At 72.5% G+C, this 22,415-nt stretch carries 19 protein-coding genes; 7 read left to right on the top strand and 12 right to left on the bottom strand.

What is annotated here, in order from left to right; all coding sequences use genetic code 11:
• Nucleotides 1-31 precede the first annotated feature (31 nt).
• Both LQ326_RS09180 and LQ326_RS09175 read left to right on the top strand, forming a co-directional pair.
• The gene (locus tag LQ326_RS09180) at nucleotides 32-2,563 is read left to right on the top strand and encodes a right-handed parallel beta-helix repeat-containing protein (protein ID WP_234534492.1); all 2,532 of its coding nucleotides are present in this window, start codon (nucleotides 32-34) and stop codon (nucleotides 2,561-2,563) included.
• A gap of 92 nt (nucleotides 2,564-2,655) precedes the next feature.
• Complete coding sequence (locus LQ326_RS09175; RefSeq protein WP_234534491.1) at nucleotides 2,656-3,228, top strand: MarR family winged helix-turn-helix transcriptional regulator; 573 nt, start codon at nucleotides 2,656-2,658, stop codon at nucleotides 3,226-3,228.
• Between the two features lie 35 nt (nucleotides 3,229-3,263).
• On the opposite strand, the gene LQ326_RS09170 is transcribed toward LQ326_RS09175, so the two are convergent.
• The 10 genes from LQ326_RS09170 to LQ326_RS09125 all read right to left on the bottom strand — a co-directional run bounded on the left by LQ326_RS09170 (nucleotide 3,264) and on the right by LQ326_RS09125 (nucleotide 13,440).
• Nucleotides 3,264-3,968 carry a gamma-glutamyl-gamma-aminobutyrate hydrolase family protein gene (locus LQ326_RS09170; RefSeq protein WP_234534489.1) on the bottom strand — a complete coding sequence of 235 codons (705 nt, stop codon included), beginning with the start codon at nucleotides 3,966-3,968 and terminating at the stop codon, nucleotides 3,264-3,266.
• The gene (locus tag LQ326_RS09165; protein ID WP_234534487.1) at nucleotides 3,965-5,455 is read right to left on the bottom strand and encodes an aldehyde dehydrogenase; all 1,491 of its coding nucleotides are present in this window, start codon (nucleotides 5,453-5,455) and stop codon (nucleotides 3,965-3,967) included. Before LQ326_RS09165 ends, LQ326_RS09170 begins: the two co-directional genes overlap by 4 nt.
• A 61-nt stretch (nucleotides 5,456-5,516) precedes the next feature.
• Complete coding sequence (locus tag LQ326_RS09160) at nucleotides 5,517-6,962, bottom strand: APC family permease (protein WP_372496786.1); 1,446 nt, start codon at nucleotides 6,960-6,962, stop codon at nucleotides 5,517-5,519.
• A 185-nt stretch (nucleotides 6,963-7,147) separates the two neighbouring features.
• Nucleotides 7,148-7,786 carry a TetR/AcrR family transcriptional regulator gene (locus LQ326_RS09155; protein WP_234534483.1) on the bottom strand — a complete coding sequence of 213 codons (639 nt, stop codon included), beginning with the start codon at nucleotides 7,784-7,786 and terminating at the stop codon, nucleotides 7,148-7,150.
• Nucleotides 7,787-7,829: 43 nt separating this feature from the next.
• Nucleotides 7,830-8,693, bottom strand: a complete 864-nt coding sequence (locus tag LQ326_RS09150) for a fumarylacetoacetate hydrolase family protein (protein WP_234534481.1) — start codon at nucleotides 8,691-8,693, stop codon at nucleotides 7,830-7,832.
• A gap of 10 nt (nucleotides 8,694-8,703) precedes the next feature.
• The gene (locus tag LQ326_RS09145; protein WP_234534479.1) at nucleotides 8,704-9,648 is read right to left on the bottom strand and encodes a 3,4-dihydroxyphenylacetate 2,3-dioxygenase; all 945 of its coding nucleotides are present in this window, start codon (nucleotides 9,646-9,648) and stop codon (nucleotides 8,704-8,706) included.
• Nucleotides 9,641-11,101 carry an aldehyde dehydrogenase gene (locus LQ326_RS09140; RefSeq protein ID WP_234534477.1) on the bottom strand — a complete coding sequence of 487 codons (1,461 nt, stop codon included), beginning with the start codon at nucleotides 11,099-11,101 and terminating at the stop codon, nucleotides 9,641-9,643. Before LQ326_RS09140 ends, LQ326_RS09145 begins: the two co-directional genes overlap by 8 nt.
• Nucleotides 11,102-11,221: 120 nt before the next feature.
• Complete coding sequence (locus LQ326_RS09135; RefSeq protein WP_234534475.1) at nucleotides 11,222-12,034, bottom strand: acetoacetate decarboxylase family protein; 813 nt, start codon at nucleotides 12,032-12,034, stop codon at nucleotides 11,222-11,224.
• A gap of 18 nt (nucleotides 12,035-12,052) precedes the next feature.
• Entirely contained in the window at nucleotides 12,053-13,249 is a 1,197-nt protein-coding gene (locus LQ326_RS09130) for an NAD(P)/FAD-dependent oxidoreductase (RefSeq protein WP_234534473.1), read from the bottom strand.
• Nucleotides 13,250-13,251: 2 nt separating this feature from the next.
• Nucleotides 13,252-13,440 (bottom strand): ferredoxin, encoded by a 189-nt coding sequence (locus LQ326_RS09125; RefSeq protein WP_234534471.1) that lies wholly within the window; start codon nucleotides 13,438-13,440, stop codon nucleotides 13,252-13,254.
• A gap of 383 nt (nucleotides 13,441-13,823) precedes the next feature.
• On the opposite strand from LQ326_RS09125, the gene LQ326_RS09120 reads away from it, so the two are divergent.
• A complete protein-coding gene (locus LQ326_RS09120; protein ID WP_234534469.1) occupies nucleotides 13,824-15,173 on the top strand; it encodes a glutamine synthetase family protein in 1,350 nt (449 codons plus the stop codon).
• A 38-nt stretch (nucleotides 15,174-15,211) separates the two neighbouring features.
• Nucleotides 15,212-16,486, top strand: a complete 1,275-nt coding sequence (locus tag LQ326_RS09115; protein WP_234534467.1) for a cytochrome P450 — start codon at nucleotides 15,212-15,214, stop codon at nucleotides 16,484-16,486.
• 28 nt (nucleotides 16,487-16,514) lie between these two features.
• Here LQ326_RS09115 and LQ326_RS09110 read toward each other — a convergent pair whose 3' ends face one another.
• Nucleotides 16,515-17,069 carry a cysteine hydrolase family protein gene (locus LQ326_RS09110; RefSeq protein WP_234534465.1) on the bottom strand — a complete coding sequence of 185 codons (555 nt, stop codon included), beginning with the start codon at nucleotides 17,067-17,069 and terminating at the stop codon, nucleotides 16,515-16,517.
• Nucleotides 17,070-17,217: 148 nt separating this feature from the next.
• Between LQ326_RS09110 and LQ326_RS09105 the strand changes: the two genes are divergently transcribed.
• Nucleotides 17,218-17,832, top strand: coding sequence for a TetR/AcrR family transcriptional regulator (locus tag LQ326_RS09105; protein WP_234534462.1), 615 nt, complete (start codon nucleotides 17,218-17,220; stop codon nucleotides 17,830-17,832).
• 17 nt (nucleotides 17,833-17,849) lie between these two features.
• Here LQ326_RS09105 and LQ326_RS09100 read toward each other — a convergent pair whose 3' ends face one another.
• Complete coding sequence (locus tag LQ326_RS09100) at nucleotides 17,850-18,488, bottom strand: HD domain-containing protein (RefSeq protein ID WP_234534460.1); 639 nt, start codon at nucleotides 18,486-18,488, stop codon at nucleotides 17,850-17,852.
• A 103-nt stretch (nucleotides 18,489-18,591) separates the two neighbouring features.
• Here LQ326_RS09100 and LQ326_RS09095 point away from each other — a divergent pair, with 103 nt between their 5' ends.
• Both LQ326_RS09095 and LQ326_RS09090 read left to right on the top strand, forming a co-directional pair.
• Nucleotides 18,592-19,590 (top strand): GlxA family transcriptional regulator, encoded by a 999-nt coding sequence (locus LQ326_RS09095; RefSeq protein WP_234534458.1) that lies wholly within the window; start codon nucleotides 18,592-18,594, stop codon nucleotides 19,588-19,590.
• Nucleotides 19,591-20,033: 443 nt separating this feature from the next.
• Nucleotides 20,034-22,304, top strand: a complete 2,271-nt coding sequence (locus LQ326_RS09090; RefSeq protein WP_234534456.1) for a M4 family metallopeptidase — start codon at nucleotides 20,034-20,036, stop codon at nucleotides 22,302-22,304.
• The last annotated feature ends 111 nt before the right edge of the window (nucleotides 22,305-22,415 follow it).

The raw sequence follows: 22,415 nt of genomic DNA, 5'->3' as shown, positions 1-22,415 counted from the left end.
AGCGGCGAGCACCGAGGACTGAGGAACGTAGATGACCACCCGTCACACCGTGGCACCCAAGGGTCAGGGCGGCCGGGGCGCGTACCACACCATCGGCGAGGCGATACGCGCCGCCTCGCCCGGCGATCTGGTGGTGATCGCCCCCGGCACCTGGACGGAGAACCTGGTGCTGGACCGCGCGGTGGTGCTCACGGCCGAGCACGGCCGGGGCAGTGTGGTGATCGCGGCGCCGCCCGGTGAGGCGCCCGCGGTGACCGTGGACGGGCCGGACTGCGCCCTGCACAACATCACGGTGTGGGGCCCGGACGCGGGCCTGCCCGCCGTCAGCGTGTCGCCCGGGGCCGGGCTGGTCCTGGAGGAGTGCTCGGTGGAGGGCGGCCGGGTCCAGGTGAAGGGCCCGGAGGACGAGGAGGGCGGTACGACGGCGGTCGTACTGCGCCGCTGCCGTCTGGAGGGGGCCAGGCTGGCCGGTCTGCACCTGGCGGGCGGTGTCCGCGCCCGTCTGGAGGACACGGCGGTGACCGGCGTCGACGGCACCGGCGTGGTCCTCTCCGGCAGCGCGAGCCTGGACGCCGTACGGCTGCGGCTCGAACGCACCACCGGGTCCGGGATGCGGCTGCGCGGCCGGGCCCGGCTGCGGCTGACCGACTCGGTGCTGGCCGGCAGTGGCAGGGCGGGGCTGCTGCTGGAGGACTCCACCGAGGCCACGGCCGGCGAGTCGCGTATCGAGACGCCCGGTGCGGCGGGGGTGCATCTGACCGGTTCGGCGCGGGCCGAGCTGACCGACTGCCGGATCCGGGGTGCCGCCGCCAGCGGACTGGTGGTGCAGGAGACGGCGCGGCTGAGCGCGTCGGGCTGTTCCGTGGCCGACGCGGGGGCCAACGGCCTCCTTGTCACGGGCTCGGCGGAGGCGCAGCTGGCCGACTGCCGGATCGACCGGAGTACCTTCAGCGCGGTGCATCTCGCCGGCACGGCCGTCGGGCGGCTCGCCGACTGCCGGGTGCGGGGCGGCGCCGAGCACGGCGTGCACGCCACGGGCGAGGCCCGGATCGAGCTGACCGACTGCGGGATCACGGACGTCGCCATGACCGGGGTCAGTGTCCTGGAGCAGGCGGTGGCCACGCTCACCGGCTGCCGGGTCGCCGGGACCGCCGCCGGGATCGGCATCGGCTCGCCCGCCGGGAGCACCGTCGCGGACACCACGGTGACCGGGACCAGGGAGATCGGCGTGCAGGTCGCCAAGGGGGCGGCCGTCTCCCTCGCCGGGATCCGGATCAGCGGCGCCGGGGCGGCCGGGCTGGTCGTCGACGAGGGCGCCGAGGCGACGGTGACCGGCGGCCGGGTCGAGGACTGCGCGGGCTCCGGCGCCGTCGTGTGGACCGGCGCCAGGCCGGAGGTGACGGGGCTGCACATCGACCGCCCGGGCAAGAACGGGGTGTTCCTGGCCGAGGGCGCGGGCGGCACGTTCACCTCGCTCGACGTCACCAGCGCGGGTTTCCCGGCCCTGCACGTCGCCAAGGGCGCCGACCCGGTGTTCCGGCACTGCCGGATCCGGGACTGCGCGGAGGCGCTGGGCACCGACGAGGGCGCCGAGCCGGTCCTGGAGGACTGCACGGCCGACGGCACCCCGCTGACCTTCGGCACCGTGGCCGCGTCCCCGGCGAACGGCGGACCCGGTGCCGCCCCCTCCGCAGCGTCCACCGCCAAGGCCGCCAACGGCTCCGGCGACTCCGACGAGCCGGAGGAGGAGAACCTGGAGGACCTGCTCGGCGAACTCCACGAACTGGTCGGCCTGGACCGCGTGAAGCAGGACGTCGGCTCCCTGGTCAAGCTCATGCAGACGGTCCGCCGCCGGGAGGAGGCCGGGCTGCCGGCCCCGCCGCTCAGCCGCCACCTGGTGTTCGCCGGCAACCCCGGCACCGGCAAGACCACGGTCGCCCGCCTCTACGGCCGTCTCCTCAAGGCCCTCGGGCTGCTGCGCCGGGGCCACCTGGTCGAGGTCGACCGGACCGCGCTCGTGGGCGAGTACGTCGGCCACACCGGCCCCAAGACCACGGCCGCCTTCAACCGGGCGCTCGGTGGCGTGCTCTTCATCGACGAGGCCTACTCCCTGGCCCCGGCCTTCGCGGGCAACGACTTCGGCACCGAGGCGGTGGCCACCCTGGTCAAACTGATGGAGGACCACCGGGACGACGTGGTGGTCATCGCCGCCGGCTACCCCGGCGACATGCACCGGTTCATCGGCTCCAACCCCGGCCTCGCCTCCCGCTTCGGCCGCACCCTCCTCTTCGAGGACTACGAGCCGGCCGAGCTGGTGTCGATCGTCGAGTTCCAGGCGGGCCGGCACCGCTACGAGCTGACCCCCACGGCCCGCACCGAACTGGTCTCGCTCTTCGAGACCATGCCCCGGGGCGAGGGCTTCGGCAACGGCCGCTCGGCCCGCCAGATCTTCCAGGAGATGACCGAGCGCCAGGCGCAGCGGGTCGCCGAGCTCACCGCTCCGACGGCGGAACAGCTGATCAGCCTGGAGGCCCACGACCTGCCCCACCCGGCCGCACGCTGACGGCACGCTGCGTTCCGTACAATTTGAGGCCGAACGACCGTGCGGCGGCCGGCCGCCGCACGGTCCTGGGGTAGGTCGCGAAGGAGTCACCCGTGCCCGGTCAGCGGTCCATCACCGAAGCCGAGAAGCTCGCCTCGGCGAAGCTCGGCGGCATCCCGGTCCGCCGGGAGCAGATGGCGGCCGTGGCCAACATCCACCGGGCCGCCTCCGCCGTGCGCCAGCACCTGGAGAACTCCGTGCTGCGCGACTCGGACCTCACCTGGACCGCGTTCGTGGTGCTCTGGGTCGTGTGGGTGTGGGGCGAGTCGGAGACCCGGCACGTGGCGGAGGAGGCCGGCATCTCCAAGGGCACGCTCACCGGGGTGGCCCGCACCCTGGAGTCGCGTGGGCTGCTCGGCCGCGCCGGACATCCGGCTGACGGCCGCCTGGTCCTGCTCAGCCTCACCGAGGAGGGCGAGGAGCTGATGCAGCGGGTGTTCCCGGCGTTCAACGAGGAGGAGGCCTTCGTGACCGCCGGGCTCAGCGACGCCGAGTGCCGCACCCTCGCGGACCTGCTGCGGCGGGTCGTGCTCCAGGTCGAGGAGCACGGCGAGGAACGGCGGCGGGAACTGCTCGGCGGCGCCGAGCCCGCGCCGCGCCGCAGCGGGCGCCGGCCCAAGGCCTGATCCGGCAGAGTGAAGGGGGCCCGGCCAGGCCCCCTTCACTCTGCCGCGGCCCGCACCAACGCGTCGAACAGGCGCTGCTGGACCGGGTCCTCGTGCGCGGTGTCCTCGGGGTGCCACTGCACGGCGGTGAACCAGCCCGGGGCGCCGGCCAGTTCCAGACCTTCGACGGTGCCGTCCGCCGCGGTCGCGGTGACGGTGAGGCCGGCGCCGAGGCGGTCCACCCGCTGGTGGTGGTAGCAGGAGGCGTCCACCTTCTGCTCGCCGGCCGCCTGTTCGAGGCACGAGCCGGGACGGACGGCCACCGGATGACGCAGGTGCCGGTGGCTGCGGTCCGGACCGCCCATGTCCTGCTCCAGCGTGCCGCCCAGCGCCACGTTCACGGCCTGCAGACCCCGGCAGACGGCCAGCAGCGGCAGGCCCGACTCCAGGGCGTGGCGGGCGACCCGGAGGTCGAAGGTGTCCTGCAGGTCGTCGACGTCGTAGACGGTGTCGTGGGTGTCGGCGGCGCCGTAGCGGTGCGGGGCGAGGTCGCCGCCGCCGGGCAGCAGCACGCCGTCGAAGCGGGCGAGCCGGGCGGGCACGTCGGTGTCGGCGGGGTGGATGCTCGCGGGTTCGCCGCCGGCCCGCCACACGGCCTCGATCAGGGCCCGGGCGTTGACCTCGGCGGCGAAGCGCAGCGCCGAGGTGGTGGCGGAGAAACGGGCGGGTACGGCGATGAGCGGCCTCGGCGGACGGGTCACAGCTGGATCCAGGTCGTCTTGAGTTCGGTGTACTTGTCGATCGCGTGGGCGGACTTGTCCCGGCCGTTGCCGGACTGCTTCATCCCGCCGAAGGGCACGGTCAGGTCGCCCTCCTCGTAGCAGTTCACCCAGACCGTGCCGGCCTTCAGGGCGCGGGAGACCCGGTGCGCGGTGGACAGGTCGGAGGTCCACAGGCCGGCCGCGAGCCCGTACTCGGTGGCGTTGGCGAGCCGGACCGCCTCGTCCAGGTCGTCGAAGGCGAGGACGGACAGGACCGGGCCGAAGATCTCCTCGCGGGCGAGGCGCATGCCGGGTTCGACCCGGTCGAAGACGGTCGGCCGCAGGTAGCTGCCGCCGCTCCCGGTCAGGGCGCGGTCGCCGCCCGTGCGCAGCCGGGCCCCCTGCGCGTGCCCGGCTGCGATGTGCCCCCGCACGCGCTCCAGGTGCGTTTCCCCGGCCAGTGCGCCCATCTCGGTCGCCGGGTCCAGCGGGTCGCCGATGCGCAGTTCCTCGGCCCGGCGCACGACGGCCTCGGTCACCCGCTCCGCGATCGAGGAGTGGACCAGGAGCCGGGAGGGGGCGGTGCACATCTCGCCCTGGTTGAAGAAGATCCCCCAGGCGGCGGTGGCGGCGGCCCGGTCCAGGTCGGGGGCGTCCGGGAGAACGATGTTGGGCGACTTGCCGCCCAGTTCCAGCCAGACCCGCTTGAGGTTGGAGTCGGCGGAGTAGCGCAGGAAGTGGCGGCCGACGGCGGTGGAGCCGGTGAAGGCCAGCACGTCGACGTCCGGGTGGAGACCGATCGCCCGGCCGGCCGTCGGGCCGAAGCCGGTGACGACGTTGAGGACGCCGGGCGGGAGTCCGGCCTCGGTGCCGATCCGGCCGAGGAGCAGTGCGGACAGCGGGGAGGACTCGGACGGCTTCAGGACGACCGTGCAGCCGGCCGCGAGCGCCGGGGCCACCTTCCAGCCCGCCAGGGTGAGGGGGAAGTTCCAGGGGACCACCGCGCCGACGACTCCGGTCGGCTCGCGGGTGACCAGGGCGAGCGCGTCGGGGGCGGTGTGCGGGGACTCGTCGGCCAGTTTGTCGGCCAGTTGCCCGTACCAGCGGAAGGTGGTGACGGCGGCGCGCAGTTCGACGGCGTACGACTCGGTGACCGGCTTGCCCATCTCCAGAGTGATGGTGAGGGCGAGTTCGGCCCGCCGCTCTTCGAGGAGGTCGGCCATGCGCAGCAGGATCCGGCCGCGCTCGGCGGGCGCCAGGCGGGGCCAGGGCCCGGAGTCGAAGGCGCGGCGGGCGGCGGCCACGGCGTGGTCGACCTCGGCCTGGCCGGCGTCGGCGACCTGGGTGAGGAGCTGTCCGTCCCGTGGGGAGACGACGGCGAAGGCGGCTCCGTTCCCGGGCTCGTCGGCGCCGTCGATGTGGTGGTGTGCGGGCAGGTCGAGGGCCTTGGCCCGGCTGAGCAGTTCGTCGTGGGTGTCGTCCAGCATGGTGTTCCTCGTCGGAGGGTCGGGGCCCGGCCCCCGCGGGGCCGGGCCCGGATGGGGTCTGTCAGCGGCCGTGGACGAGTCGTGCGGTGCCCGCCCCGAGGAGCAGGACGGCGGGGACGGCGAGGACGAGCCAGACGGCCGTGGTGGTGGCGCCGCCGATGAGGGTGGTGAAGTTGGCGAGGATCACCCAGATCATGGCGGCGATGCCGAGGGCGCCGAGTGCCGGGGCGATCAGCGTGTTCCAGGGCCGGGTGTCGAGGCGTTCGCGGCGGAAGAAGACGATCACCGAGACCGAGGTCAGGAAGTACAGCAGCATGCAGGCCAGGACCCCGATGCCGCTGAACCAGGAGAAGAGGGTGAGGACCGGGTCCTTGCCGGTGACGGCGAAGGGCAGCACCAGGAGCACCGCGATCGCCGTCTGCGCCAGGCCGGCGGCCCACGGCGCGTGCCGGTGGTTGAGGGTGCGCAGCCGGCCCGGCAGCAGGCCCTCGCGGCTGAGGGAGAACAGGTAGCGGTTGGCGGAGTTGTGGAAGGCGAGGATGCCGGCGAAGAGGGAGGTGGCCAGCAGGATCGGCAGCACGTCGTTGACCCAGCCGCCGAACTGGTGGGCGATCGGCGCGAAGACGAAGACGGTGGAGTCGCCGCCGGCCAGTGCCTGGCCGGCGGCCGCGGTGACCTTCGAGGGGCCGTACGACGAGACCAGCATCCACGACACGAAGGCGAAGAAGCCGGTGACCACGGCGACCGACAGGTAGGTGGCCCGGGGGACGGTCTTGCGGGGCTCGCGGGCCTCCTCGCCGTAGATGGCGGTGGCCTCGAAGCCGAACATCGAGGCGACGGCGAACATCAGGGCCACGCCGGGCGCGCCCTGGAGCACGGCGCCGGGCGAGAACGTCCCTGCGAAGTCGAGTCCTTCGGGGCCGCCGCCCTTGAAGAAGGTCACCAGGGCGAAGGCCAGCAGGATGCTGAACTCGGTCAGGACGAACACGGCGAGCACCTTGGCGCCCAGCTCGATCCCGGCGGCGCCCAGGACCTGGACGACGGCCATGGTCACCAGGGCCCACACCCACCAGGCGAGGTGGACGCCGCTGTAGTGCTCGACCAGCCCGCTGACCGTGAATCCGTACAGGCCGTACATCGCGGCCTGGACCGCGCAGTAGGCGAACAGTGCCACGGCGGCGCTGCCGCTGCCGGTCGTGCGGCCCAGCCCCTTGCCGATGTACGTGTAGAAGGCGCCGGCGTTCACGACGTGCCGGCCCATGGCCACGAAGCCGACCGAGAACAGCAGGATCACCGCTCCGGCGAGGGCGTAGGCGGCCGGGGCCCCCGCGCCGTTGCCGACGGCGACCGCGATCGGTACGGCGCCCGCGATGCCGGTGAGCGGTGCCTGGGCGGACAGGACGAAGAAGAGGATGCCCAGGACACCCAGGGCGTTGCGTTTGAGGGTGGCCGCGGGCTGGGGGCCCGCTCCGGCCTGCGGAGAGGCGTCGACCGTCTGACTGTCCACTCGGATCACCTGCTGAGGGGAAGGGAGAGATTTCGTTTTGAGCCAAACGAGTTGCCCCATGGTGGGCCTGAACTATCCATCTGACAAGGGGGTGGGAAGGGGAATTTACGCCAGGGAAACCGCTGCGCCCAGGGCATGGCAAACTCCCGGCGCGACCGCGACGGGGGGTTTCGGGCCGGGCACGCTCAGTCGCGGTTCTCCGGCGGCCGCTCACCCAGGGTGCGCAGCAGGGCACGCAGCTCGGTCAGGGCCGCCTCGGTCTGCGCGCGGTCGCCGATGCCGGTGAGCTGGTGCAGCACCAGGCCGTCCAGGGCGGCGAAGACCAGCCGGTTGAACGCCGGGCCGGCGTCGCCGGGCAGTATGCGGGCCAGTTCCCGCTGGGAGGCGCCGAAGTACTCGTCGTAGAGCACCCGGACCTGCGGCAGCAGCTCGGGCCGGCGGCGGGCCTCGAGGAGCAGCTCGTACTGGTACGCCTGGCCGTCCGCGTCGTCCTCGACCATGTCCGTCAGACCGGCCACGAAGTCCTCGGGCTCGCCGGTGCCGGGCTCCAGCAGGCTGCTGCTGAGGCTGAGGCGCACGGCGTAGGCGAGGGACTCCTCGATCAGCGCGTCCCGCGAGCCGAAGTGGTGGACGACCAGGCCGTGGGTGACCCCGGCCTCCTCGGCCACGGCCCGGTAGGTGAGGTGCCGCAGCCCGCGCGCGCCGACGACCCGGACCGCGGCCTTCAGGAGCGCCTCGCGCCCCTCCCCGTAGCCGAGCCGCTTGCGCGACCGGGCGCCGGGCCGGTCGTCGGGCTGGTGCGAGGTCTCGGCGGATTCGGTCATGGTCGCGACCCTACCCGCCGGGTCCCGGCGCCTGGGCCGGCGTCTACCTGCGGGGCGCGCGGACGCCACGGAACTCCCAGTCGCCGCCGAGCGCGGTGGACAGCACTTCCTCGGACTCGGTGGGCTGCGCGCCGACGTCGGTGCGGATCGGGGTGGGTCCGGTGACGATGTGGTTGGTGAGCCGCCCCAGGCCCTCCACCTCGACCTCGACCACGTCGCCGGGGCGGACGGGCCGGGAGTTCGCCGGAGTGCCGGACAGCAGCACGTCGCCGGGGTAAAGGGTGATGGTGCGGGCGATGTCGGCGACGAGGTAGTGCATGTCCCACGTCATCTCGTCGGTGGAGCCGTCCTGGACGACCTCGCCGTTGACGTACGTGCGCAGCCGCTTGCCGTGGAAGTCCCAGTCGGTGACCAGGCCGGGGCCCAGCGGGCACAGGGTGTCCGACCCCTTCACCCGGAGCATGGACCCGGCGTCGGTGTCCCGGAAGTCGTGCAGCCCGAAGTCGTTGGCGACCGTGTACCCGGCGATGTACTCCCCCGCCCGCCCGGGCGGGACGTTCCGTGCGGTCTTCCCGATGACGATGGCGACCTCGCCCTCGTAGTTGAGCCACTTGCAGCCCTCGGGCCGGACGACGGCACCCCGGTGGGAGTTGAGGGCGGAGGTCGGCTTGTGGAAGTAGGTCGGGGTGCCGGGCAGCCCGATCCGGAACTCCTCGACCCGGCTGCGGTGGTTGAGATGGACGGCGATCACCTTGGACGGCACGACCGGGGGCAGATGCCGCGCCTCCTCGGTCCTGACGCGGCGTCCGTCCCCGGCGACGAGTTCGTCACCGTCGACGGTGACCTGGACGGCGGCGCCGTCCAGGAGGATACGGCGATACTCAGAAAAATCAGAAAAAGCAGCCATGGCGGCCTCCCTAGGGGCGACGGTGCGGGTTGCGGGGCGCACCGGGCAGGGGTGCTCCGGTGCCGGTCCAGCCGTCGGCGGGCCGGTCGAACCAGAGGTGGACCTGGCCGGTGCCGATGGAGTTCTCGTACTCGCCGTACTGCCGGGCCGGGGCGGTGCAGGCCTGCTCGCCGAGGGCGCCGGCCATCATCAGGTAGTGGGCGAACCTCGCCTCGGGCTTGAACTTCCAGAACTCGTCCATGGTGTCGAGGACCTTGTCGTGACGGCCCTCCTTGAACCACTCGATGCGCTCGTGGTCCGCTTCCCGCGCCTGGGGGGTGCGGATGTGCACCGGGTCGCCTGCCTCGTGGTCGCGCAGCTCGCGCAGCGGCCAGAAGGTGTGCGAGAGGGCGCCGGAGGCGATGAGCAGCACCCGCCGCCCCTCGGTCGCGGCGATACCGTCGGCGAGCGCCCGGCCGAGCCGCAGATGGTCCTCCATGTCGCCGGTCTGGCACACCCCGATGGTCACCCACCGCTTGTCGGGCAGGCCCTCCCCCAGGAACTTCCAGAGGTTGACGGTGGCGTAGAAGATGGGCAGGTACTCGTCGTCGATCGCGGTGATCCAGGTGCCGTGCCGGTCGGCGAACGAGGCGATGTTGTGGGCGAGTTCGGGGTCACCGGGAAAGTCGTACGGCATCCGGCACATCCCGCGCGGCAGCTCCTCGGAGGTGAACAGCCCCGCCCTGCGCTGCTGTGCCGTGACAACGAACTCGACGGTCGTCGCCCAGTGCGAGTCCAGTACCACGACGGTGTCGTAGTGGTCGGCGCCGTCCCGCTCGAAGACGTCCCTGCGCAGCTCGCGCAGGCCGGTGACGAGGGTGATCTCCTTGCCCTCGTTCAGCTCCAGCCGGTCGGCCTCCGGCAGCACGATGGTGGGGACGTGGGCGAGAAGCCCCGCCCCGACGATCTCACCCATGGTCCTTCCAGCCCTTCGGTGCGGTGACGGTGTTCTTCAGGTCGCAGTAGAAGTCGAAGCTCCAGGTGCCGCCCTCGCGCCCGACACCGGAGAGGCGGGAGCCGCCGAAGGGTGCCCGGAGGTCGCGGACGAAGAAGCAGTTCACCCAGACGGTGCCCGCGACGAGCTGCGCGGTGACGCGTTCGGCGCGACCGGGGTCACCGGTGACGACGGTGGCGGCCAGGCCGAAGCGGGTGTCGTTGGCGAGGCGGACGGCCTCGTCCTCGCCGGCGAAGGTCTGCAGGGTCAGGACCGGGCCGAAGACCTCCTCCTGGACTATCTCCGAGTCCTGGGCGACATCGGTGAGCAGCGTCGGCTCGTAGTACTGACCGTCCTTGCGATGGCCGCCGATGACCGCACGGGCTCCTGCCCCGAGCGCCCGCTGCACGAAGCCGTCGATCTTCTCCAGCTGGCGGGGGTGGATGTTGGGCCCGATGTCGGTGCCCTCATCGCGCGGGTCGCCCTGCGTGAGCGCGGTGGCCTTTTCGACGAAGCGGCGCGTGAACTCACCGGCGACCGACTCCTCGACCAGCAGCCGGGTGCCCGCCAGGCAGACCTGCCCGGCGTTGTCGTACTGCTCCACCGCGAGCTCGACGGCGAGCTCCAGGTCCGCGTCGGCGAACACCAGCAGGGGTGACTTGCCGCCGAGTTCGAGACTCAGGGGCGTCAGGTTGGCGGCGGCCGACGCGGCGATGCGCCGGGCGGTGGGCACGGACCCGGTGAAGCTGATCCGGCGCACGTCGGGGTGCGAGGTGAGGGCGTCCCCGATCTCGGCGCCGTACCCCTGGACGACATTGAGCACACCGGCGGGCAGCCCGGCCTCGGCCGCGATGTCGGCGAGGAGGGAGGCGGTGAGCGGGGACCACTCGGCGGGCTTGAGGACGACGGTGTTCCCGGCCGCGAGTGCCGGGGCGACCTTCCAGGTGGCCAGCATGAGCGGTGCGTTCCACGGGGTGATCAGCACGCAGGGCCCGGCGGGGTCCCAGCTGACGTGGTTGGTGTGCCCGCGGGTCTCGAAGTCGTCGTGGTCGAGTTGCAGCAGCCAGTCCGCGAAGAACCGGAAGTTGTGGGCGACGCGCGGCATGACGCCACGGCGGTGGGAGCGCAGGAGCGCGCCGTTGTCCGTGGTCTCGACGATCGCGAGTTCTTCGACGCGCTTGTCGACGCCGTCGGCGATGGCGTGGAGGATCCGGGCGCGTTCGGCACGGGGGGTGGCGGCCCAGGCGGGGAAGGCGTCGCGGGCGGCGGCGACGGCCGCCACGGCTTCGGCGGGGCCGCCACGGGCGATCTCACCGATGGGCTGCCCGTCGACGGGCGAGTGGTCGGTGAAGGTCTCGACGGAGGCGACGCGTCGGCCGCCGATCCAGTGCCGGGTGTCGACGGGCACACCGGCGACGACGATTCTGTCAGCCATGAGAAGGGCTCCTTTTCAGAAGGGGGAACCGCACCCGCCCGGGGGCGCGGGCGGTGTCGGACTTGCGGCTGCCGCCGTGGGCGCGACCGGCCGCGACGCGTCCGCACCCGGCGACGCACCTCACTCGGCGGCCGCTCCCGACGTTCCGGACTCAAGAAGCCGCCCGCCGTCCCACACCACTCCCACCCGCCGGTAGTACGCGGCGATCGGCTCCCGGACCTCCAGCCGGGCCAGTTCCTCAGTGGGCGCCTCGAACAGCTCCAGCTCGGCCTCCCCCACCCACGGCTGGCCGCCCTCGAAGTCCGCCGCCCCGGACTCGATCAGCTCGTCCAGAGCCAGCCCCTTGCCCTTCTCGATCGACGGCAGCCACCGGTGATGAGCCATCGGGTGCCCGTTGACGAACCCGTTCGTCTCGGACGGCTCCCGCAGTGTCACCACGGCCTGGGCCAGCCGCCGGTCGGCCGCGGCCAGCGTCGCCCCGAACCGCGCCCCGGCCTCGATCCGGGGCGCGGGGCCGAAAGGATGGGGCCGCGTCTGGTGGATCGACCCGAGCTTCTTCGGATACCCCTGGTGCAGCCCGCGGGCGATCGCGAAGTCCTTGTCGACCCAGATGTGGACGCATCGCGAGTACGTCTGCCCGCGGTACTTGCAGCGCACGACCGCGAAGGCCTCCTTGTACTGCGAGCGCACCGGATCCAGCAGTTCCGCCCCGGACGCCGAACAGGACTGCCAGTCGGCCCAGATCAGGGCGACCGCGCCGGGATCCTCGTCGGCCGGCTCCAGCGGCTCGGGCAGCAGTTCACGCACCCGCGAGGGATCCGTCCGGTACTCGACGGTGAGCAGGTCACCGGAGTACCGCCACGGCGGCGACGGGATCAGCGACGCCGCGCCGCTCGCCGTCTTGGGAGGGAAAAAGCCACGTACACCGGTCACTTGAGGCTCCTTGAACGGTCAGGAAAGGGTCAGGGCGGGCTGCTTCAGCAGCTCGGCCCGGTAACGGGCGGCGGACGCGGCCACGGCCTGGCCGCCGAGCGCGACGACACCGACGAGCCGGCCGTCGTGGTGGTAGCCGACGAGCACGTCCGCCTCCGGGTCGCCGTCGAGGACGCGGACGTCCTGCCTGCCGAGCACCGGCGCCCCGAAGGACTGGAGCCGGAAGTCGTGCTGGTCGCTCCAGAAGGTGGGCAACGGCGCGAAGGGCGCCGGCGCGGCCCCGGCGACCAGCGTTCTCGCCGCGTGCTTGGCGGTGTCGGCCGGAATGCACCAGTGCTCGACCCGGCGCGGCACACCGTCGTAGCGGGCGTTGGGGAACCGGGCCACGTCTCCCACCGCGACCACGTCCGGCCGGCCGCCGGCCCGCAGCCAGGCGTCGGTGAGCACGCCGTCGCTCAGGTCGAGCCCGTTGCCTTCGAGCCACTCGGTGTTGGCGACCGAGCCGACCGACTCGACCACCACGTCGGCGGGCAGCACGCGACCGTCGCGCAGCTCCACACCGGTCACCCGCTCCTCGCCCGTGAAGGCGGCGACGGCGGCACCCAGCGCGAAGCGCACCCCGCGCTCCTCGTGCCGCCTGCGCAGCGCCCGGCCCAGCAGTTCTCCGAGCGGTCCGGCCATCGGCAGCGGCAGCGGATCGACGACCGTCACCTCGGCGACACCCAGGCCCACTGCGGTCGCGGCGACCTCGCAGCCGATGAACCCGGCCCCGATCACGACGACCCGGGCACCGGGCCGGATCAGCTCCTCGCGCAGCGCCCGGGCGTCGTCGAGGGTGCGGACGGTGTGGCGGCCGGCCCGCGGTCCGGGGCAGTTCAGGCGCCGGGGGCGCATCCCGGTGGCGACGACCAGTCCGTCGTACGTCAGCTCGGTGCCGTCGTCGAGCCGTACCGTCCGCCCGTCCAGTTCCGCGGCGACCACCTTTCTGCCCAGCCGCCACTCGACGTCGGACACGCTGGCGCGTGGCCGGAAGGCGAGGGACTCGAAGGGGGCCCTGCCCGCCAGGACCTCCTTGGACAGGGGCGGCCGGTTGTAGGGCATGTGCGGTTCGTCGCCGACGAGGGTGATCGCGCCGGTCCAGCCCGCCGCGCGCAGTTGCTCGGCGGCGCGCAGACCGGCCATCGAGGCGCCGGCCACGACGATGCGCGCGCTCACGGTCAGACCTCGATCCGGATGGCCTGGAGCGGGCAGACGTCGGCCGCTTCCTCGACCTCCTCGCGCAGCGCGTCGTCCGGGTCGCTGACGTAGGCGAGGTGGCCGGCGTCGTCCAGGGAGAAGACGTCGGGGGCGGCGAAGACGCACTGGCCGTGGTCCTGGCACTTGTTCATGTCGACGACGACCTTCATGGCCGGTCCTCCTGAGGGAGCGGGTAGCGAAGGGAGAGGGGGAGGAAGTGGGCCCGGCCGGTCCTGCCGGCCGGGCCCTGCCAACGGGATGCGGCGGACCGCGCCCCGGACTCGTTTGGCTTCAAACAAGGTAGGCAGCGGCCACCCCCTGGTCAATACCTATCCGTATGGATAAATTCTTTGCGCCGACCCCTTGCGGTCGGGTGTACCCCTGCCTACCGTTTGGCTTCAAACGACAGGCCGGAAGCCGCCGACGGCATCGCAGCCGGCCGCCCCTTCGGCTCTCCCCCTCACCACCTGCCTTCCGGCCCCGGGCCTCTCGGCCCTCCCGGTCCCGGCCCCTCGGGTGGTGTCCCGACGTCCGTCCGCCCGAGGAGACAACGGTGAGCGATCACGACCACGCAGAAGTCCGCCGGCAGCTGGACCGGCTCGCCGCCGACGGCATCGATGTCGTCCGGGTGACGTATCCGGACCTGATCGGCACGGACCGGGCACGTGACGTGCTCGTGGAGGAGCTGCCGCGGGCCCTGGAGCACGGGCTGGCGTTCTGCCGGGCCGTCTACCACACCAGTCCGCAGGGGCACGTGGTCCCGGTCAGCGGCGGTCTGGACGCCGGTCTGCCGGACGTCTGCGTACGGCCGGACCTCGGCACCCTGGTCGCGCTGCCCTGGGAGCCGGGCGTGGCGGCCTGCCTGGCCGACGTGACCGATCCGGCCACCGGGGCGCCCGCCCCCGAGTCACCCCGCGACGTGCTGCGGTCGGTACTCGATCGCTGCCGGGAACACGGGCTGAGCCCGGTGGTCGGACCCGAACTCGAGTACTTCCTGTGCGAACCGGACCAGACCGGCGGCTGGCGGCGCTACGGCGGCACCCCGGGTGTCGTCTACACCGCCGGCCTGCGCGCCGACCCCGACAACCATCTGCTGCGCACCCTGCGGCAGGTACGCGACCTGCGCATCGGGGTGCTGAGCGGGAACCACGAGTTCGACGGCGGGCAGTTCGAGATCAACCTGCTGCACTCGGAGGCACTGTCCGCGGCCGACCGGGCGTTCCGTTTCAAGGCCGCGGTGAAGGAGCTGGCCCGGCACGAGGGGCGGCTCGCCACCTTCATGGCGAAGCCCTTCAACGACGCGGGCGGCTCCGGCTTCCACCTGCATCTCTCCTGCACCGGCGCCGAGGGCGGCAACGCCTTCGACGACCCGGCCGGCGGGTACGGCCTGTCGGCAGCCGCCCGGCACTCGATCGCCGGCCTCCTCGCGCACGCGCCCGCCCTGGCCGCGCTGCTGAACCCGACCGTCAACTCGTACAAACGCTTCGGGCCCGACACCCTCGCCCCCTGGCTGATCGACTGGGGCCTGGACAACCGCAGCACGATGGTCCGCGTGCCGCCGGAGCGCGGCGCCGGCGCCCGGCTCGAACTGCGGCTCGGGGACGCCAGCGCCAACCCGTATCTGGCGATCGCCGCGACCGCGGCCGCCGCGCTCCTCGGTGTCCTGGCCGGCGAGGAGCCGCCCGCCCCGCTGGAGGGCTACGGGTACGACACCACGAAGGCGGCCCTGCTGCCGGCGGACCTGTCCGCCGCGCTGGACGCGCTGGAGGCGGACACCGCGCTGGCCGAGCTGCTCGGCAAGGACTTCACCACGTCGTACGTCTCCTACAAGCGCAACGAGGTCGAACGCTTCCAACGGCACGTCACCGACTGGGAGTTCACCGAGTACGCCTACCACCTGTGACCATCAGCGACCACAGTGACCCCTGGGAAGGACCAGCGATGACCACTGCCACCGGCGTCGAGGCCATGCGCCTCGCCGACGTCGACCTCGCGAACCTCGACAACTTCACCGACGGGGTCACTCCCTGGCGGATGTTCCACACCCTGCGCCACGAGGACCCGGTGCACTGGCAGCCGGAGGAGGCGCCCAACTCCGGTTTCTGGGCGGTGACCCGGCACGCCGACATCGCACGCGTCGACCGGGACGCCGAGACGTTCACCTCCAGCCGGTTCGTGAACCTTGAGGAGCTGGACGAGGACCAGATCCGCAAACGCGCCTCGATCCTGGAGCTGGACGGGGTCCGCCACCGCGCCCTGCGCAGCGTGATCCAGCGGCAGTTCGGAGCGGGGGTCATCGGCGGCTACACCGACTTCCTGCGCGGGCTGACGGCGAAGACGCTGGACGCGGCACTGGCGAAGGGGACCTTCGACTTCGTCAAGGACGTCTCCGCGGACTTCCCCATCAACGTCCTGGCCCGGCTCCTCGACGTGCCGCCGGAGGACACCCAGCAGCTCATCGACTGGGGCAACCGCATCATCGGCAACACCGACCCCGACTACGCGGACGTCCTGCTGCACAGTGCGGAGAGCGAGAAGTACCGCGACCTGCCGTTCCGTTCCCCCGCCTCGCTCGAGGTCTTCGCCTACGGGCGGGAGCTGGCCCGGCAGCGGCGCGGCGGCGCCGGGACGGACCTGGTCTCCAAGCTGGTCAACACCACCCCGCGCGACGGGGTCCCGCTCTCCGCGCAGGACTTCGACAACTACTTCCTGCTGCTGGTGGTGGCCGGCAACGAGACCACCCGGCACACCATCACCCACTCGATGCTGGCCCTGCTCCAGCACCCCGAGCAGCTGGCCCGCCTCAGGGACGACCCGTCACTGATCCCGACGGCGGTGGAGGAGTTCCTGCGCTGGGCCTCCCCGGTCTACCACTTCCGCCGTACCGCCACCCGTGACGTCGAGCTCGGCGGCAAGCGGATCAGGGAAGGCGACAAGGTCGTCATGTGGTACGCCTCGGGCAACCGCGACGAGGAGGTCTTCGGCAACCCGTACGACTTCGACGTGGCCCGGCAGAACAACGACCATGTCACCTTCGGCAAGGGCAGTCCGCACCTGTGCCTGGGCAACCTGCTCGCACGCACCGAGATCCGGATCATGTTCGAGGAGCTGATCCCCCGGCTGGCCGGCATCCGCCTGGCCGGCGAGGTGCCGCGGGTGCGGTCGAACTTCGTGAACGGCATCAAGCGGCTGCCGGTGGAGGTGACCCTCGCCTGACGGTTCGGACCGGACGGCCGGAGCGCGCTCAGAGCGCCGCCGTCCACGCGTCGACGGTCATGACGTCGGCCTGCTTGGGGAAGACCTTCTCCGTGAGCACCCGGTGCACCTCCGGGTCGGAGTCGAGGCAGCCGTCGGACAGCACGGTGAGCTCGAAGTCGAGGTCGGCGGCCTGGCGCAGGGTGGACAGCACGACACCGCTGGTGGAGATGCCGGCGAGGACGAGGTGACCGATCTCGCCGGCCCGCAGCACCATGTCGAGGTCGCTGCCGGCGAAGGCGCTGACCCGCCGCTTGGTGACGACCGGCTCGCCGGGCGCGGGAGCCACCTCCGGGTGGACCTGGATCGCCATGTCCTCCCCGGCCGGCCGTGTCGCGGCGCCCACGAGGCCGCGGAACATCTTGTTGCGGGCGCTGACCTCCGGGTAGCCCGGGCGGAAGCCGACGACCACGTAGATCACCGGGACGTCGGCGGCCCGGGCGGCGTCGATCGCCTTGCTCAGGCGGGGCAGGTACGCGCCGTCGGGAAAACGGTTGACGACGACCTGCTGGACATCCATGACGAGGAGGGCTTGCTGGGGCACGGCTCTGTTCCTTCCACGCGGCCCCCTTAGTCATCAAGTGATTACTTGGCAACGTAACCCGCGCCGAGGGACCATGTCAACGCATGATTACTTGGTGGCGGGGCCTCCGCCGCCGAAGGCCCGGGTGGCGTTGACGAGAGGAGCCGCTGTGTCAACGGACGACGTGACCGGCCGGCCGGCCGACGGGCCTCGGCGCCGGGACGCCTCGGCGACCCGGCGGGCCCTGCTGGTGGCAGCCCGCACCCGGTTCACGCGGCTGGGCTACGACCGTACGACGCTGCGCGACGTCGCCGCGGACGCCGGGGTCAACCTGGCGCTCGTCAAGCGGTACTTCGGTTCCAAGGAGGGCCTGTTCAAGGCGGCGCTGGCGACGGCGCCCCGGTTCCTGGGCGAGGGGAGCGGGTTGCCGCGCGGCCGGGCCGCGCTGGCCGAGGCGCTCAGCCGGCAGCTGGCGGCCGGGGCGTGGACGGAGTTCGGGGAGCATCCGGTGCTGATGCTGCTGCGCGACTCCGGCGACGAACAGGTGACGGAACTGCGCCGACGGGCCCTGGCGGAGTTCGGCCGGCAGGTGCTGGAAGCGTCGGGTGCCGCGCCGGCACCCGACGCCGAACTGCGGGCGGAGCTCCTGGTCGCCCTCGGCGTCGGTGTCGCCGTCGTACGCTCCGCCGTGGGCCTGCGGCCGCTGGCCGACGCGACACCCGAGGACCTCCTGGGTCCCCTCCGCGACATCGTGGAGGGGCTGCTCGGACCGCCGTCCGGGTAACCCCTGTCACCGGCGGGTCACTCGGGCCAGACGGAGCCCTGGATGACCTCGACGAAGTCGCCGCGCCGGAAGCCGGGGACGTAGTGGGCGAGCACGTCGGCCTTGACGTTGCCGAAGGTGGTGTCGGGGCGGTCCTGGAGGCCCTCGGTGAAGGCGGCCAGGATCTGGTTCTTGAAGTCGGGGCGCGGGTGGGCCGCGACGACCGCCGCACGCTGCTCGTCGGTGACCTCGTGGTAGCCGATGCCCAGCACGTCAAGCTCGACGCCGCGGGTCACCAGGGCGATCTCGGGCGCCATGTGCAGCGGGATCTCCGGGGTGGTGTGCAGGGCGATGCCCGTCCAGACCCGGTCCGCGGGCTCACCGGTGATGCCGTGGGCGTGCAGGAAGGCGCGGGCCTCGTCGGCGCCGTCGATCTCGAAACGCTGGTCGGTGCGGCGCAGGCTCTTGGTGAGCCCCAGGTCGTGGAACATCGCGCCGACGTACAGCAGCTCGGGGTCGAAGGCCAGCCCCAGGGCCCGGCCGCGCAGTGAGCCCCACAGGAAGACCCGCCGGGAGTGGTCGAACACCAGCGGGGTGGCGACGTCACGGACCAGTTCGGTGGCCTCCCGCACCAGGGCGGTGTCGGGGATCCGCACGCCTGCGATCTCTTCGCTCATCGTTCCTCAGCCTCCATGCCGGACGGGTGATGTGCCTCCAGGGTTCTTCGGGGGCCGTAGGCTGGGCCATGTCTCTGCCGCCAGGAAAACCACGGATTCGGACATGACGCATCGGGTGGGCTTTGTGGTCTTCGAGGGGGTGACCATGCTCGACGTCAGCGGTCCGTCGGAGGTGCTGCACCAGGCGGGCAGGCTCGCCGCCCCCTACGAGCTGGTGCTGGTCTCGCCGGAGGGCGGCACGGTGACCACGTCCGCCGGCCTGGCGCTGACCGGCACGGTCCGGGCGGCCGACGCCGGTCCGGTCGACACGGTCCTGGTGGCCGGGGGTGACCGGCTCGCCGAGCAGCCGATCGACGACGCGCTGCTCGGCACGGCCCGTGACCTCACCGAGCGGGCCCGCAGGGTCGCCTCGGTGTGCACGGGTGCGTTCGTGCTGGGCGAGCTGGGCCTGCTCGACGGCCGACGCGCGACGACCCACTGGCGGCACGCGGCCACGTTCGCTCGCCGATACCCCCGGGTACGGGTCGAGCCGGACGCCATCCACATCCGCGACGGACGGTACGTCACCTCGGCGGGCATCAGCGCGGGCATCGACCTGACCCTCGCCCTGGTGGAGGACGACCACGGCGCCGCCGTGGCGCGGGACATCGCCCGCGAACTGGTCGTCTTCCTGCAACGGCCCGGCGGCCAGTCGCAGTTCTCCACGGCCATCACCACACCCCCCGCCCGCAGCGACCTGCTCCGCACCCTGATCGCGTCCGTCCTCGCCGACCCGGGCGCCGACCACAGCCTGCCCGCAATGGCCGCGTCCGCCGCCGTCAGCCCGCGGCATCTGACCCGGCTGTTCACCGCCGAACTGGGCATCACCCCGGCACGCTGGGTGGAGCGGGTCCGCCTGGACCGCGCCCGGCAACTCCTCCTGGAGGGCCACAGCGTCACCTCGGCCGCCCAGCACAGCGGCCTCGGCAGCGACGAGACCCTGCGCCGCGCCTTCGCCCGCCACCTGGACACCACCCCGACCCACTACCGCAGACGCTTCACCACCACCGGTCACCCGGAGCAGCCCGGACCGGCCGGAGACACTGATCACGAACGTCGCTGACGCCGCCCGTGTCCGACCGTGGCGAAGGCCCCCGCCGGTGAGGCAGGTGTCGAATCCGCACCGCACGGCGGCCCTCCCCGGCCCACCCACCGCAACGCCCGGCTGTCCGTGCGCGGCAGGCGGCAGCGGTGCCGCCTGCGCGGCTCGGCGAAGGGCGACGGCTCCCGGAGCCGCGCCGGACCGACGGCTGAAAACCACTGTTCAGGCCGTCGAACCCGCCGCTCGCAACCGCCAGTTCAAGCCGTTGTTCTGATGCGGTCATGACAGTTCCGCTTTCCGGGTGTCAATCTGCTCTGCGAACAGTTCACCGCCTGTACACAGGTGTCTCACACAATTCCCTTTCCCGACCCCTGCCTTCACCCGCGCGCCGCCGGACGGCCTCACCAGGCCGACCCGCTCTCCCGGGCCCCACCGGGCCCGATCACCCCACAGAAGGAGAACGCATGCTCCGGCAGGACCGTCACCACCGTCGCACCAGACACAGCGTGGCCTTCGCCCTGAGCGTCACAAGTGCCCTGCTCGTGGCCGGAATCCAGCAAGGCACCGCCGTGGCCGCGTCCGGCGGCCACGCCCCCGCCAAGATCCTGGCCACCCCCGACGCCGGCGCGGCCCCCGCCCGGCTCTCGCCGGCGAAGCGCACGGCGCTGCTCAAGGCCGCCGCGACCGACGCCCCGGACACCGCGAGGACCCTCGGCCTCGGCGCCGACGAGAAGTTGCTCGTCAAGGACGTGAGCCAGGACGCCGACGGCACGACGCACACCCGCTACGAACGCACCTACCGGGGCCTGCCCGTCCTCGGCGGCGACCTGATCGTCCACGACGGCGGCGGCCGCCTCACGGTGTCGCGGGCCACGAAGGCCGCGCCGACGCTCCCGTCCACCAGGGCGAAGATCTCCCCGGCCGCGGCCAAGACGCAGGCCCTCACCGCCGCGGCGAAGTCCGGCGCCGAACGTCCCGCGCTCGACGGCCCCCCGCGTCTGGTCGTCTGGGCCGCCTCGGGCCGTCCCGCCCTGGCCTGGGAGTCCGTCGTCGGAGGCCGCCAGGACGACGGCACCCCCAACGAACTCCACGTCATCACCGACGCGCGGTCCGGAAAACAGCTCTTCCGGTACCAGGGCGTCGAAACCGGCACCGGCACCGGCCAGTTCGACGGGACCGTGCCCCTCGGCACCACGCTCTCCGGCTCGACCTACCAGCTCGTCGACGGCGACCGCGCCGGACACCGCACCTACGACCTGAACCAGGGCACCTCCGGCACCGGCACGCTCTTCACCGACGACAACGATGTCTGGGGCGACGGCACCCCGGCCAACCGGCAGACCGCAGGCGTGGACGTCGCCTTCGGCGCGGCGGCCACCTGGGACTACTACAAGGACGTCTTCGGCCGCAACGGCATACGCAACGACGGGGTCGCCGCCTACAGCCGCGCCCACTACGGCAACAACTACGTCAACGCCTTCTGGCAGGACAGCTGCTTCTGCATGACGTACGGCGACGGCGCGGGCAACACCCACCCGCTCACCGCGCTCGACGTGGCCGCCCACGAGATGAGCCACGGAGTCACCGCGGCCACCGCGGGGCTCACCTACTCCGGCGAGTCGGGCGGCCTGAACGAGGCGACCTCCGACATCTTCGCCGCCGCCGTCGAGTTCCACGAGAACCTGCCGGCCGACGTCCCGGACTACCTGGTCGGCGAGAAGATCGACATCAACGGCGACGGAACCCCGCTGCGTTACATGGACAAGCCCTCCAAGGACGGTGCGTCCAGCGACTACTGGAGCCCGTCGCTGGGCGGCCTCGACGTCCACTACTCCTCCGGCCCGGCCAACCACTTCTTCTACCTGCTCTCCGAGGGCAGCGGAGCGAAGACCGTCAACGGGGTCGCCTACGACAGCCCCACCTACGACGGCCTTGCGGTGGCGGGCATCGGCATCGACAACGCCCAGCGCGTCTGGTACCGGGCGCTCAGCACGTACATGACGTCCAGCACGGACTACGCGGGCGCCCGGACGGCGACCCTCCAGGCCGCGGCCGACCTGTTCGGCGCCTACAGCCCCTCCTACCTGGCCGTGGCCGACGCGTGGGCGGCCATCAACGTGGGCCGGCGGATCGCGCCGGGTGTCAACGTGGCGCCGGTCGCGGACCAGATCAGCGGCATCGGGCAGGCCGTGTCCCTCCAGACGGACGCCTACACCACGAACTCCGGCGCGGGGCTGACGTACACGGCGACCGGCCTGCCGGACGGCCTGACGATGAGCGACACGGGCCTGATCTCGGGCACCCCGACCACCCTCGGCACCAACCACGTCACCATCACCGTCACCGACGACACGGGCGCCGTCAGCAGCGTGAGCTTCTCGTGGGAGGTGGCCTACGTCTACGCCAGCGCCACCCGCGTCGACATCCCCGACAACGGCGCCGCGGTGGAGTCCCCGGTCACCGTCACCGGTCGCACCGGCAACGCCTCGGCGACCACCCAGGTCTACGTGAAGATCATCCACACCTACCGGGGTGACCTGACGGTCGATCTGGTCGGCCCCGGCGGAACGGTCTACTCGCTCCTGAACCGCAGTGGCGGCTCCGCCGACAACGTCGACCAGACCTTCACCGTCGACGCCTCCGCACAGCCCCTGACCGGTACCTGGAGACTCCGCGTCCAGGACCACGCCGCGATCGACGTCGGGTACATCGACCAGTGGCGGCTCATCCCCTGACCTTCCCCGCTCGCCCGCCGGAGCCGTTGTCCCGGGACGCCCTCGCGGCCCGGGACAACGGCTCCCCCACGTGCCGACAGCACCCGTTCGGCGTACCGTTGGAGGCGTATG

Source organism: Streptomyces shenzhenensis (assembly GCF_021462265.1).
In the GTDB taxonomy this organism is placed as follows: domain Bacteria; phylum Actinomycetota; class Actinomycetes; order Streptomycetales; family Streptomycetaceae; genus Streptomyces; species Streptomyces shenzhenensis.
The sequence above is the reverse complement of the archived record's forward strand: the minus strand, read 5'-3'. Positions and strand labels throughout refer to the sequence as shown.